The organism is Agaribacterium sp. ZY112, assembly GCF_041346925.1.
In the GTDB taxonomy this organism is placed as follows: domain Bacteria; phylum Pseudomonadota; class Gammaproteobacteria; order Pseudomonadales; family Cellvibrionaceae; genus Agaribacterium.
Map to the genome: position 1 here is coordinate 85,029 of NZ_CP166840.1, position 12,833 is coordinate 97,861.

Below are 12,833 nucleotides of genomic sequence, written 5' to 3' on the forward strand. Positions count from 1 at the left end.
TTTCGGATAGAAAAACAACAACTTAAATAAAAATGACAACAGCGAACAAAAAGCATTAATGACAGGCACAAAAAAGGCGAGCATCAGCCCGCCTTTGCGCATGCACTAACAACAAGAAATCACCGCCACTTTATATTACATCCCATAGACGGGTACTGAGTTCCTTCTATTTCTTTCCCTTTCAAAATCGAATCCAACGCTGAAGCCAAGCTCGCCCCAGTTGCTTTGGTATCACTACTGTAATTTCCTGAACTAATACGGGTTGGTCTAGTCGCATCAAATTCACCGCGATAAGCAAGCTTTTTGTCTTGATTAAACACATATAAATCAGGTGTGCAAGCTGCACTATAGGCTTTAGCCACACTTTGATCCGCATCGTATAAATAGGGAAATCTATAAGCACGATCTGCTTTTTCTTTTTTCATCAACTCAAAACTATCAGCAGGATAACTCTCAGCATCATTACTGCTAATCGCTACAAACGCGACACCTTTATCTAGATACTCGTCACTGAGAGTTTTCAGCGCTGGAGCAATATGGATCACATAGGGGCAATGATTGCAGATAAACAATACAACCAATGCCTTAGCGCCATTAAAATCGTCAAGACAGACAACTGAGCCATCGGTTGAAGGAAGGGAAAAATTCGGGGCTGCGCTGTGCAGATCCATCATCGTACTTTCGGTTAGAGCCATCTCTTGTTCCACGCGCTATAAGTAAGGTAGGAATGAGGTAAAGATCAAATATAGATGTAACTATAAAGGGTCATACCTTGTTGGCGCTTATGCTAAGAGGCTCATGGTGCTGATGCAAGCCTAAACCCTATGTGTTACAAAGCAAATACACGGACGCTATGATGGCCTTAACAACAAAGCCCAAGTACCATAAGCCTTTGTTAAACACCAGCTAAGCAGAGACTCATACATGAAACGTAAGACCATGCTCAAACGCGTAAAGCCTTTAATAAGCTTAACTCTACTAATCAGTAGCCTTGCTCTCACAGCCTGTGAAGAAAAAAGTAACAGCGAAAAAGCCCAAGATGCTATCAATGAGAGTGCCGCCGCGCTTAAGCAAAGCGCCAGTGAGCTCAAAGAAATAGCTAAAGATGAATACCAAGAGGCTCTAGAAGAAGCAGCCGAAGACTTTGCCAGCGCCAAAAAGAGTACTAGCAATGCAGTTGATCAAGCCAAGCAAGCTCTTAATGAAGCCAATCGATTAGCTGCCGAAAAGTACAACCAAGCACTTGAAGATTTAAAAACTGATTAGCGCGAAATAGCGAAATAGCGAAATAGCGAAATAGCGAAATAGCGAAATAGCGAAATAGCGAAATAGCGAAATTCTACGTCGAGAAAAGGTATAAAGAGAATACGGGTTCACTGCGCTTTCTGCACTTTGCTCATAGATATTTGCCCCACTCCACCGACCTGCACTCTATCTATTTGTAGTTCCTATACCTACTTGCCCCAGCCTTCTTTTCGAAGGCTCTTGATCCTCTCTAGTTACCACTCCTTAGGTAACGCCTCTTTGCATAGCCCTTCTGACTGCGTCACCAACGCAAATACAAATCCATCTCATTTGCTTTATTTGATCCTGCGCAAGGAGCTTTAAGGTGACAAGCTTATGATGCGCCAATAGTAGTAATTCTCACTACGACCTTTATTTTCACCAGCAGTAGATATGTTATGAACCTAGCACGCCGCTCTCGTTTAGCTTTTTATATTAGCGCTTTTATTTCTGGCTCAAGCTTTAGTTGCCTTAGCTTAGCTCAAGAGACTTACACTGAACCTGAAGAAGCTCAGGCCCTTGAAGAAGTCATGGTCATGGGCTTGCGCCAACGCTTAAGTGAAGCTGGCCGCTTAAAAGACGTTATTCAAAAAACCGAAGTGCTTGACCAAATTCAGATTGAACAGAAAAACGCATTAAGCCTAACCGATGCCATTAATAACGAGCCTGGCGTAAATGTAAGCAATGAGTGTTCAATGTGTGGGGTTAAGCGTGTGATGCTAAACGGCATGAAAGGCGAGCACACCACCATTTTAGTTGATGGTTTACCAACTTATACAATGATCTCAGGCTTTTACGCTGTCGATGCAATTGCTACAACGGGTATAGAACGTATCGAAGTCGCTCGCGGCGCAGGGGCTTCGTTAATTGCCCCGGAAGCCATTGGCGGTACGGTTAACATTGTTAGTAAAGAAGCAGCAGACAACGAAGCGGTCCTTGATGTCGCCGCCGGTTCACATAATTATCGAGCAATCAAAGCCTTTGCCAGTGCCGTTAGTGATGACAATCGCACAGGCCTAGCCCTTTCAGCCCAATACGATACTCAAGATCAAGAAGATCACGATGACAACTTAGTCAGTGAAGCGCCTTTTCATGAAAACCGCTCATTAACCTCACTGATCACGCATGAAGTGAATAACAGCAACAGCGTCAACATTCGACTTTCACTTGTTCAAGCCGAAGTCTTTGGTGGCCCTGTTATTGGTAAAAACACAAATTCGATAGGTCAAACCATTGCCGGTTACGACGGCGAAGCTTCCGAACAATTATTTGAAGGCGACGATGTAAGAAACAACTACATCGGTAAACCATGGGAAACCGCTGAATGGATTAAAACCTCACGCGACGAAGCTTATATAAAATGGCTTAGTGAATTTAGCGACTCACTCAGCGCCGAATTTGCCTATAGCTACGCCAAGCACGAACAAGATAGTTTTTATGAAGGCATAGACTACGTCGCCGACGACACCATGAATTACCTGCGTGCAAAATTCGACTGGGTCGCAACGGATAAACACGTAGTGAGCTTTGGCGCCGACGCACGCGACGAAAAAATGCGCTCCGATACCGAGGCACTTAAACACGTCGACAGCTACGTAAGTGACTCCTTTGACTACAGTGTTCAGGGTTTATTTGCTCAGGATACTTGGACCCCAACAGATAACTTTGAAATGGCGCTTGCTCTACGAGTAGACCATGTTAAAGCCGACTTTGTAGACCCGAAAAAACCCGGCACTGAAATTGATGAGACCGTTGTCGCTCCACGCATCGACGCACGTTTAATGCACAACAGCGCATGGACATCCCGCCTATCGATGGGTAAAGGTTATCGTGCGCCACTTAGCTTTTTTGAAACCGATCACGGTATCTTAGATGCAGAAAAAGGCTTTTTAATTGATGTAGATAGCTTAGAAGAAAGCCTCTCTGCCAACTATGCCCTGAGCTTTGAAAGCGATAAATTTAGCTCAACCTTCTCAGCAGCTCATTCAGTAGTGAGTAATCTTGCCAGCCTTGAAGAAAACGATGAGGGTGTACCCATACTCACCCAATTAACGGACGACGCCTCTGTATCCACCATCGACCTGGTTGCTGGTTACAACCTAACCGATAACGTACATATCAGCGCCAGTGTTGAGCAATTTATTTACGATGAGATTTTCCGCTCATCTTACGCCATTGCCCCCATCGAAGAACGAGCCACCATCGATATTAACTGGAAAAATAGCGTAGTTGACGTGTATTTCTCCACCGTATGGTTTGGTGATCGTGATCTTAATGATTATGGCTACGAGGGTTATAACATTAAGGGCGACTTGAGCAGTAAAAAACAAACCGATGCGCCAGCCTTCTTTGTTAGTGACTTAAAGCTAAGACGCCAGCTCTCTTCAAACCTAGGTATTTACGCAGGTGTATCTAACCTATTTGACTACACTCAGACTCACGACGAGGACACCCCCTTGATGTGGGACAGCTCTGAGTCCTATGATGTTGGTTATATTTTTGGACCACTTCACGGTCGTGAGTTTTATGCCGGTTTTGAACTTAAACTTTAAATTCTTTAAAAAGGGGGTCAGAGCAAGCGCTCTGGCCTCACTGCTTTTCATCTCCAACTCCGCCTTTGCCAGCCCCACTAAGCTCAAGCTACCCGACCTACGCAGTAACGGCAAACAACATATTGCCCAAAAAAATCAAGCCAGCGTTGTACTGGCCATTCAACCTGATTGCCCTTGGTGCACGAAGCAAGGTAAAGATTTAAAACTCTTAAAGGATCGCTGCGGTGACCAACTAAATCTTGTCATACTTGGCGCTCGCGGCAGCAAAAAAGAACTCAAGCAAGAGCTTCAGCACTTTTCCCCAGAGCTTAGAGCCTTACTCAGTAATTCAAAACTCAATAAACAAGTGCGTGGTATAAAGGGCACACCGAGCTTATTGTTTTTCACCGCCGACGGCACATTGGTAAGCAAACGCAGGGGCTATTTAAAAACTGATATTCTGATGCAGGCGGGATCTATGTTAATTGAAGAGCAAGGCGGAGAGGCTAAAGCTTGTGAGGTTTGAATTTGGAGTCAGAGTAAATTTACTCTGACTCCACCTGTCTTACCCCACCTACCACTCTCTTTCTACCACTGCATTTTCCGCGCAATAAAATCCGTTAATATATCGGCATTGCGCTGATGTTGATGCACTCGCGGATGGGCCTTATAGCCTGTAAAATCAAACTCCAGCATATCTATATCCGCAGAGCCATCTTTCTGTTTAATAAGCTTAATCGCCTTTTCAACATAGCTCGGCCAAGGGGAATTGGCTTGAGTAACATCCATACTTCCCAGCACACAAATAAGCGGTTTGCCTTTGTACTTAGCGCGTATGCTCTGAATAAAATCCGCGTAACTTTGAACAATCTCTTGTTCGCTTGGTGTTGGTGATAGGCGCTTAGTATCGCCCACTAACCAGCTGTCATTTTGTAAAAGATTCACCACAACAATGTCAGGTGTCCACCTAGAAAAATCCCACTGACTATTGTTATTGCCAACCGCACTTAACTGATCGAAGTAATCCGGCATAGAGAAATCAAACCAACTGACCATCACACCAATACCACTTAAAGAAACAGTGTGGTGTTCCGCATTGAGCTTTCTGGCTGTTATCGAGCTGTAGGATAGGTAGTTATTTTTATCTTCAGGTTTATTGTCTTCACTATTATCCGCCGCCTCATTACCCATGCCACTGGTAATGGAATCGCCAAAAAAAGCGATTTTTCTTTTTAGAGCAGAAGGCGCTTTAAGCATGCGCCCCTTATCGGCAATAGCGATGCCAAGAAATTTACTAGCGCCTTCATGACCTTCTGTGCGCTTGTAAATCTCAAGGCTGTGCTCACCTTCAGCCAGCCCGTCAATTACATAGCTGTGCTGACCTTTTTTAGTAGCGATGACATAAGGGTAAGCACTGTTACCATCGACAATGACATTAAAGTAATTATTACCCGAGCTATCATCGAGCGTTATAGACAGTTTATCACCGCTAAAAAGAGCTTTAACCGAGCTTCCTGGCCAGCTCAAGATAGGCTTTTTAGGCTTAGAAAAATCAATACGCCCCGTATATTGAAAGCCTTGATGATCGGACTGAATCGTATTATCCGCATAAACACTCGTACTCGACAGTGCCGTAAAAATAGAAAAAGACAACGCCAAGCAAACTAAGCGCATTACAACTAATAAATCATGCATCTACTAGCTCCATCGTTTACTAAGAGAAAAATAATTAATCTTATACTGCCGAGGGCATGCCATCACCAATTTTGTAGATTCGCCCTAACTTGGTGACACCAGCAATAGAATAGACTTGATAATAAAAATGCCAGATGCCATTTTTTCGTATACCAAATAATGAGGCAGCGTCACCAATACCCGCTTTATAATCGGTTTTAGTTAAAGACTTCAAAACACCACCAGGAAACTGCCCCTGAATATCACGATCAATCGCATTTTGATCAATTACATCATTCTGACCAGACACGCGATTAAAATGGCCAATTTTAGGAGACTTACCTGGCCCACAAGCAAAGGAGCAACCATTCATGGTATCTGTAAAGAAGTAATCGGCTTTATCACCTAAGGTCATGGTTCTAAAGTCGTTATTCATAAAAGGTAAATAATAGGCGCTAAAACGATGTGAATGCTTTGATGCCTGACCTGTTGCCTCCCCTATTTTGTAGACCACCGTATCTTTACCATTACTTTTTTGACCGCCGTGGCGCAGGTCTTTTGCAATATTGACTGTAATGATCGAGCCTTGGTCATGCTTAACAGATAAGACGTCCAGCTTGCCTTGCTCTAAAGATGGGGTAACAACTTGAGATTGCAACTCAACAATGAGTACGTTATTTCTCAAAAAATTAAGAGGGTTAGATATAAATGATTTATTTGCACCGCCAGACATGCCGCCTATCTCCTTGATCGTAATCTTATTTTGAATATGTCAAAAACTACGTGACGTGACGATACTACCCTACTTTTTCAATAAAACTCCTTATTGGCGCAGCAATCATAGTTATGGCAAGAAAAACCTTAAGGCATAACTGAATCTATACTTAACGCGTTTAGTGACAGTTCTTAATTAGCTATTCAAAGTAGAAGTGCATCATATTAAAAAGTAAGCATTTGTAGGCAATCATACTTACTAGCCCTGCTCTCTTAACACCTTTTCGTATTTCTTACTCACCAAGACCATCAGCATCACAGCAAGACGTGAGACAAGGTCATCATCTTCAGCACTCTCATTACTCGCACTGGGTAATAAACCACGAATCAAACCCTTGGTCTGGGCAAAACGATCACCATCTTGCTGGTTAATTTTAGGAATGGCCTTAATAAAGACCGAGAGCACACTGGCAAAATCAGGCTGGCCCAGACGTTCAAATAGCTTAGCCGCGTGACGTTCAATCTCTTTAATTTTCATAACTTGCAAAGCTTGGGTTAACTCAGCTTCCGAGGCTTTGACCAATTCGTGGGTTTTCATAGGGTTCTCATATGGGGTTTCATGCATGGCATTATCTCACGTCAAAGCCTACACATCGACGCCTGTTCATTCCAAGCACCTACTTAGTGTAAAATGCCCGCATTAAGAGAACCGTACCACTAAGATACAAGCCAGATAAGAGAGAGATACGATGGGCCGCGCCTTCCAAAACCGTAAAGAATCCATGGCCAAGACCTCGGATGCCAACTCCAAGCTCTACAGCAAATTCAGCCGTGAGATCTATGTATGCGCCAAAAGTGGCGGCGTAGAACCTGAAAGCAACCTTGCTCTACGCACCCTACTAGACAAAGCCAAGAAGTCTCAGGTCCCGGCTCACGTGATCAAAAAAGCCCTTGATAAAGCTCAGGGCGGCGGCGGTGAAGACTTCGCCACAGCACGCTATGAAGGTTATGGACCTGGCAACTGCATGATGATTGTTGACTGCCTAACCGATAACGCTAACCGTACAATTGGTGATGTACGTACCTGCTTTAACAAAGCCAAAGCCAAAATGGGCTCGCAGGGCACCGTGATGCACATGTTTGACCACTGCGCGATCTTTGTCTTCGCCGGTGAAGATGACGAGGGTCCTCTAGAAGCATTGATGGAAGCCGACGTGGATGTTGGTGATATCGAATGTGAAGGCGGCAAAATCACCGTATTCTGCCCTAATACCGAATACGGTAAAGCGCGTAAAGCCCTACTCGATTTCCTTGGCGAAGGTGCGGATCTTGAAGTAGACGAAATTCAATTTGTACCTCAAACCACCATCGATATCGCTGGTGACGACATCGAGACCCTAGAAAAAATGGTCGACATGTTGACCGATCTTGACGACGTTCAAAACGTATTCCACAACGCAACGTACTAATACGACAAACCAATAGGGCAGCTTACTCTGTGAATGAAATCGCCGAACAACTACGCGAACAAGCGCTCGATACCGCTTTTGGTTTAGAGCTGCCCGAGCTGGAAGATGTGGTCGAGGTGCAGGAAGAAATTCTTATTCATATCCCACCCATCTTCCGCGACTACCTACTTTACTGCTCAGATGTGATTTACGGCACACTCGAGCCTGTGACAGTTAACGATGCTAACAGCCACACCTACCTGCCTGAAGTAGCCGCTGAAGCTTGGGCCCAAGGCATGCCCCGCGACTTAATCCCTATGTGCCGAGATGGCCACCAAGTGTATTGCATTGACCAAGAAGACAAAGTCTATCTCTGGCAAGAAGGCAACGAAGAGGCAGAAGAAGTCTGCGAAGATATGTGGCACTGGGTGAGAGATTATTGGCTGGTAAGTTAAGCTCTTAACATCTTGATACCCCCCTTAGCAGTCAAAGCGAATAAGCAGAATAAAATGAAAGTGATTAACATGAGATTTTCATTAAGCTTAAGCCTCAAATTCATCCTCTCAACTGTATTAATATATCCTTTTTCCGCCTCTTGTAGTCCATTTTATTTTGGTGGATCATTTGGAAAAAACCAAGTACGAGAAACCGTATCCGTATCAGACCTAGGTTATTCATCCCCTAGCCAGCCAACACTTGAGTCATCCGACACTCAGGACCTTGCTTATTCTTTATATGCTGGCTACAGCTTTGACTTCTCTAGCTATACCCTAAGCGCTGAAAGCGGCTATATGATCTTAGGAAAAAGCAGCACAATAAGTGAATCAAAAAACGTAACAAGCCAAAACGGCGACAAAGAAAACGTACGAGTGAGCGCCGATACCGACGCCTTAACACTATCGCTTGTGGCACTTAAAAAAATCAAGGGCGATTTTAGAGCCTTTACACGCATAGGTGCAGGAGCTTGGGAAACATCCAGCAGGCTAAGTACGAATATAGAACAAGAAAGCAATCAAGCAAGCTTCTCTAATAGCGGCATAGATCCATATTGGGGCCTAGGCATAGAGTACAAATTTCTACGGATAGGTTTTGACCGCTACGACTTTGACAACTACAAAACAGATTATATGTACTTCGGTTTTAAGTTTTAAGCCCCATACTAAATACCGGCAGCGCCGCATTAAATTACGAGCAGCTAAGAGAGAATAGCCATGACACAAACCAGCTCAGAAACAAGCAGAAAAGATAATAAAGTACATAAACGAGTCCTAGGTAAAAGTGGCTTAAACAGCTCTGAAGTTGGGCTAGGTTGCTGGCAATTTGGTGGCGATTTTGGCCCAATCACTGAAAGCGAAGTAAGCGCCATTCTAGATGACGCTATAAATTGCGGTGTTAATTTTTGGGATACCGCCGATGTCTACGGTGCCGGGCAAAGCGAGACTTATATCGGTAACTACCTACAAGCTCACCCTGAATTAAAGCAAGGGGAGAACAAGGTCGTCGTTGCCACCAAGCTTGGCCGAAGTGCTGAACTCTACCCAAACAACTATAGCAAGGCCGACATGCGCCAAAGCATAGAAAAAAGCCTTAAGCGTCTTCAAGTAGATTGCCTAGACTTAATTCAGCTGCACTGCATACCACCAGGTTATTTAAAAGATAAAACGGTATTTAAAGATCTCGACGAATTAAAACAAGAAGGCCTTATCCACGCCTACGGCGCCAGTGTCGAAACCATAGAAGAAGCCCAACTGTGTTTACAGCATGAAGGGCTAAGCAGCCTACAAATGATTATTAACGTATTCCGCCAAGACGCTGTTAGCAAGATCTTTGAGCAAGCTCAGAACAGCCAAGTAGGCATTATTGCCCGCCTTCCACTTGCCAGCGGTTTATTAGCCGGAAAATACACAAAAGATACACGCTTTACAGAACAGGATCACCGCAACTACAACTGCGACGGACAAATGTTTAACGTAGGTGAAACCTTCTCCGGCCTCCCCTTTAGAACAGGTATAGAGCTAGTAAATGAACTCAAAAGTCTAATGCCAACAGAGCAAGAACTTGCCACAAACTGTCTGCGTTGGTTATTAGACCATGATGCCGTTACCAGCGTCATTGCCGGAGTATCAAAAGCGGGGCAACTTGGGCGTAACGCAAAAGCCAGTTCACTGCCTCACTTAAGCGAGGAGCTACATGAAAGATTACATGAATTTTATAAAAATAAAGTAAGGCCTTTAGTTAGAGGAGACATTTAGGCCTTATAATAATTCAACCCCACTTTATATCCCCATCACTAAAATAGTTTTTTACTAAGAAAATAATAAAATAGAGTTTCAGGTGTTCCTGAAACTCTATGCTTAAAAAAACGAACGATTATTATTGAACAGGCCTTGCAGGGAATATCGAAAGCCTTGTACTGGTTCGATTAGAGTATGGATTGTACGAGCGACTAACAGTAAAACCTTGAGCCACATCGATTAAGCGTGAAATCTCACCTGTAAAATGACTTCGACTAAGAAGTGTAGGATCGGGGTAGGCATCTAAAAGAGCCTCGGAATGATTATGAGCTAAGTTATAATTAACTCCGGCGCTAGTAATCCATTCATCCATGCCAATCCATCGAATAGACTGCACAATATCATTTTGTGAATTTTGGGCATCACGACCATCAGCCCCTCGATAACGGATAGACACTTGCTCTCCAATATCTAAGCGATAAACACAAGAAGCCATATCCCCTATTGAAGCAACACTCGTACACTGTGTCGGCTCACCATAACTCGTCAACACCTCCTCTCGCGTGTCACCTAGGTCAACTCCCGGCACACCAATACCCTCTACCACCACTCCAGATTTAGGAATTCCCAACTCTACTTTGGACACAACTTCGGCCCATGTAGATACGGCAAAAACACTACATACAAGCGATATCGATAAAATACTCTTTAAATTTTTCATTCCGTGAAACCTTTATTAAGTTTGGTAGTAATAGCGTAAACACCAAATATCACACAGGAATCACAAAAGAATCCCATTCATGTCAACTAGATATGTCAGTCTCACAGAGTGTTATTAACCCAGTACTACATATAATTATGGTCATTTGTATGTAGCAAGATTGAATTGCGACTAGAAAGTAGAGTTAGACTAACTGACACCACTAATAAGTAAGAGCCAATTAGGAGTTAACATGGAAAACAAAATCATGCCTAGTATGTAAAGAAGACACTCTAGAAGGTGCTCTTAAATGCAAACAAAATCGACGAACCTTCAGTCTCCTCTCTATTTAATCCTCCTAGCAAAGTGCCTTTAAACCAAGGAATTTACTGTAAAAATCGACGGACTTCTGCAAGCTCTTTCTACGAAGTATCACGTGTAAAAAAACGTATTAATTCTCTTATATGCAGTCCCGACCCTATAGCCCCCTTGCGCAAAAAACACGAGAGAGGCTCCATACTTCACTTGCTCGCATTAATAATTCACCAAGCTGTTTTGCCTACCAGTAATCTCCCAAATACGCATCAACTGCGTGCCCTGCATTAACCCAAATGCACCCTTTAGGTAAGCTCTCCTTAGTATATTTGAGTACGATCTGCGTTATTTTTGCTACAAGTCCAAAAATAAAAGAGGGAGCTCTTAGCCCTATAATCGCCAAAGCTGAAACCTTTAAGCCCGTAAATGTGAGCTCTTTATTGATAAAAAGAACTTCGCCAATAACACTTGGAATCATAAAGTCATTTTCACCTAGTTCATGAGCATCTAAACACCGCTTCCCAATGTCCTAACTTCATATTTTCAAGCCCTCCCTCGAGAGTAAACCTTCACCAACCAAGTAGCTATAATTTATAAATAGTGATCACTATCTATTTTAAAAAAAAGTAGGCAATGTGAGCCTCACGTAAATATATCTTGCAGTCATATGAGCTGGGTTTTCATGAAGAAGGCCTTAGTGGCTTGGGTATCAATGACCTGGGCATCAATGGTCTAGCTAAACGAGCAAGTATGACTTCAGGTGCTTTCTACGACCACTTTGCCTCCAAGAACAAAGCCTTTTAAAGAAGCGATCGAAAAAGACATGCAGGCTTATCTCGACTCGATACAAGCATTACAAAGGAGCATCAAACCGATTGGCCACAACACTCCCTCAAGTTTCACCTAGGTAGAGAATATGTTGATGATCTATCTCAAAGCTGTTTAGTACCGGCACTCTCCCCTGATGTAATGCAATCAAGCGCAGAAACAAAAATCAGCTATAGCAGCCACCTTGATAAACTTGTAGAGGGAATAAGTACTGCGATGCCAGAAAAAAGTACTGATGGTACTCTCGCATTAGACTCTGCCTTGGCAAGCAGCGCCATACTTGCACACTGTTCAAGCAGTGTTGATCCATCAGATCGCATATTGAATGCTGCTAGAGCCCTAGCCGATCCGGTTCATCTTAGCCCTAGCTCGCCCCCAACACTCTAACTTGGAATTAGTAGCGCAGATCCTATGAGCCTTCTAGACTTAATTCGTTAACTCGGCCGAACCTCAAAAGCCGAGCATGATGAACACAGGCGAGGCAACGCAGGATGGAACTAGCATTAACGAAAGCTCTAAGTCATAAATACGAAGACCTAGACACATTATTAAAAAAGAGCGTAAGCCCTAAAACCACCTTATTAGCCTCCTTCCTAACCATAAGCATTACCTTGATATTGCATATGTTCTTATGGCCATCAAATCTCGATAGTAAGATCAGCATACAGGGCATAGAAATCAGTATTCCTGTAACCATGCAGAGTCGAACCACGCAACAAGGTGCCATTGTTTACTTTCCCAACTCAAGTGACCGCATGGAACTCAGTGTCTACCAGGTAAATGAAGCACTCGCTAAAGAGCAGCTGCTAGCCTCTATCAGTACTTCACAGCAAACAAATATTGCAGGTTTTTGGGGATTTGTCGCTCAGGGTAATGACACTCTAAACAACAGGGCGTGGATTAACGATAAACAGCAACATACATGGATGCTTTTTTCAGGAAAACATATCGTTCAAGTATCGATATACAGTCACTATGGGCCAATTACCAAGCAAAGAATAAACGAGGCAATACGCATACTTAAGTCTATGAATTTAAAGGCGCAATAAACACCAACAAAAAAAGGGGCCAATAAATGCGCCCCCAAGCTTTTAGCTATTCTTTT

Annotated in this window: 17 protein-coding genes; 10 read left to right on the forward strand and 7 right to left on the reverse strand. The window is 43.4% G+C overall.

Annotation, left to right across the window (positions count from 1 at the left end):
• Positions 1 to 119: 119 nt before the first annotated feature.
• Positions 120 to 695: a thioredoxin family protein gene (locus tag AB1S55_RS00410; protein ID WP_370979796.1), complete on the reverse strand. Its 576-nt coding sequence runs from the start codon at positions 693 to 695 to the stop codon at positions 120 to 122.
• A gap of 229 nt (positions 696 to 924) precedes the next feature.
• Here AB1S55_RS00410 and AB1S55_RS00415 point away from each other — a divergent pair, with 229 nt between their 5' ends.
• The 3 genes from AB1S55_RS00415 to AB1S55_RS00425 all read left to right on the forward strand — a co-directional run bounded on the left by AB1S55_RS00415 (position 925) and on the right by AB1S55_RS00425 (position 4,341).
• On the forward strand, positions 925 to 1,266 hold the full coding sequence (locus AB1S55_RS00415) for a hypothetical protein (RefSeq protein WP_370979797.1): 342 nt from the start codon (positions 925 to 927) through the stop codon (positions 1,264 to 1,266).
• A 416-nt stretch (positions 1,267 to 1,682) separates the two neighbouring features.
• Positions 1,683 to 3,836 carry a TonB-dependent receptor plug domain-containing protein gene (locus AB1S55_RS00420; RefSeq protein WP_370979798.1) on the forward strand — a complete coding sequence of 718 codons (2,154 nt, stop codon included), beginning with the start codon at positions 1,683 to 1,685 and terminating at the stop codon, positions 3,834 to 3,836.
• A complete protein-coding gene (locus AB1S55_RS00425) occupies positions 3,811 to 4,341 on the forward strand; it encodes a thioredoxin fold domain-containing protein (protein ID WP_370979799.1) in 531 nt (176 codons plus the stop codon). Before AB1S55_RS00420 ends, AB1S55_RS00425 begins: the two co-directional genes overlap by 26 nt.
• A gap of 62 nt (positions 4,342 to 4,403) precedes the next feature.
• Here AB1S55_RS00425 and AB1S55_RS00430 read toward each other — a convergent pair whose 3' ends face one another.
• From AB1S55_RS00430 to AB1S55_RS00440, 3 genes are all read right to left on the reverse strand, one after another.
• Positions 4,404 to 5,510, reverse strand: a complete 1,107-nt coding sequence (locus AB1S55_RS00430; protein WP_370979800.1) for a GDSL-type esterase/lipase family protein — start codon at positions 5,508 to 5,510, stop codon at positions 4,404 to 4,406.
• A 40-nt stretch (positions 5,511 to 5,550) separates the two neighbouring features.
• Positions 5,551 to 6,222, reverse strand: coding sequence for a hypothetical protein (locus AB1S55_RS00435; protein ID WP_370979801.1), 672 nt, complete (start codon positions 6,220 to 6,222; stop codon positions 5,551 to 5,553).
• Between the two features lie 240 nt (positions 6,223 to 6,462).
• Positions 6,463 to 6,801: a hypothetical protein gene (locus tag AB1S55_RS00440; RefSeq protein ID WP_370979802.1), complete on the reverse strand. Its 339-nt coding sequence runs from the start codon at positions 6,799 to 6,801 to the stop codon at positions 6,463 to 6,465.
• A gap of 151 nt (positions 6,802 to 6,952) precedes the next feature.
• Here AB1S55_RS00440 and AB1S55_RS00445 point away from each other — a divergent pair, with 151 nt between their 5' ends.
• From AB1S55_RS00445 to AB1S55_RS00460, 4 genes are all read left to right on the forward strand, one after another.
• Positions 6,953 to 7,672 (forward strand): YebC/PmpR family DNA-binding transcriptional regulator, encoded by a 720-nt coding sequence (locus AB1S55_RS00445; protein ID WP_370979803.1) that lies wholly within the window; start codon positions 6,953 to 6,955, stop codon positions 7,670 to 7,672.
• Between the two features lie 29 nt (positions 7,673 to 7,701).
• Positions 7,702 to 8,106, forward strand: coding sequence for an SMI1/KNR4 family protein (locus AB1S55_RS00450; RefSeq protein WP_370979804.1), 405 nt, complete (start codon positions 7,702 to 7,704; stop codon positions 8,104 to 8,106).
• Between the two features lie 69 nt (positions 8,107 to 8,175).
• On the forward strand, positions 8,176 to 8,802 hold the full coding sequence (locus AB1S55_RS00455) for a hypothetical protein (protein ID WP_370979805.1): 627 nt from the start codon (positions 8,176 to 8,178) through the stop codon (positions 8,800 to 8,802).
• 60 nt (positions 8,803 to 8,862) lie between these two features.
• Positions 8,863 to 9,903, forward strand: a complete 1,041-nt coding sequence (locus tag AB1S55_RS00460) for an aldo/keto reductase (RefSeq protein WP_370979806.1) — start codon at positions 8,863 to 8,865, stop codon at positions 9,901 to 9,903.
• Positions 9,904 to 10,024: 121 nt separating this feature from the next.
• Here AB1S55_RS00460 and AB1S55_RS00465 read toward each other — a convergent pair whose 3' ends face one another.
• The 3 genes from AB1S55_RS00465 to AB1S55_RS00475 form a co-directional block, all read right to left on the reverse strand.
• Positions 10,025 to 10,606 (reverse strand): hypothetical protein, encoded by a 582-nt coding sequence (locus AB1S55_RS00465; RefSeq protein WP_370979807.1) that lies wholly within the window; start codon positions 10,604 to 10,606, stop codon positions 10,025 to 10,027.
• A gap of 337 nt (positions 10,607 to 10,943) precedes the next feature.
• Positions 10,944 to 11,021: a hypothetical protein gene (locus AB1S55_RS00470; RefSeq protein WP_370981616.1), complete on the reverse strand. Its 78-nt coding sequence runs from the start codon at positions 11,019 to 11,021 to the stop codon at positions 10,944 to 10,946.
• 123 nt (positions 11,022 to 11,144) lie between these two features.
• Positions 11,145 to 11,378 (reverse strand): hypothetical protein, encoded by a 234-nt coding sequence (locus AB1S55_RS00475; RefSeq protein WP_370979808.1) that lies wholly within the window; start codon positions 11,376 to 11,378, stop codon positions 11,145 to 11,147.
• Between the two features lie 224 nt (positions 11,379 to 11,602).
• Here AB1S55_RS00475 and AB1S55_RS00480 point away from each other — a divergent pair, with 224 nt between their 5' ends.
• The 3 genes from AB1S55_RS00480 to AB1S55_RS00490 all read left to right on the forward strand — a co-directional run bounded on the left by AB1S55_RS00480 (position 11,603) and on the right by AB1S55_RS00490 (position 12,777).
• Positions 11,603 to 11,704 carry a TetR family transcriptional regulator gene (locus tag AB1S55_RS00480; RefSeq protein WP_370981617.1) on the forward strand — a complete coding sequence of 34 codons (102 nt, stop codon included), beginning with the start codon at positions 11,603 to 11,605 and terminating at the stop codon, positions 11,702 to 11,704.
• A 165-nt stretch (positions 11,705 to 11,869) separates the two neighbouring features.
• Positions 11,870 to 12,115 carry a hypothetical protein gene (locus AB1S55_RS00485; protein WP_370979809.1) on the forward strand — a complete coding sequence of 82 codons (246 nt, stop codon included), beginning with the start codon at positions 11,870 to 11,872 and terminating at the stop codon, positions 12,113 to 12,115.
• Between the two features lie 104 nt (positions 12,116 to 12,219).
• Entirely contained in the window at positions 12,220 to 12,777 is a 558-nt protein-coding gene (locus tag AB1S55_RS00490; RefSeq protein WP_370979810.1) for a hypothetical protein, read from the forward strand.
• Positions 12,778 to 12,833 lie beyond the last annotated feature (56 nt).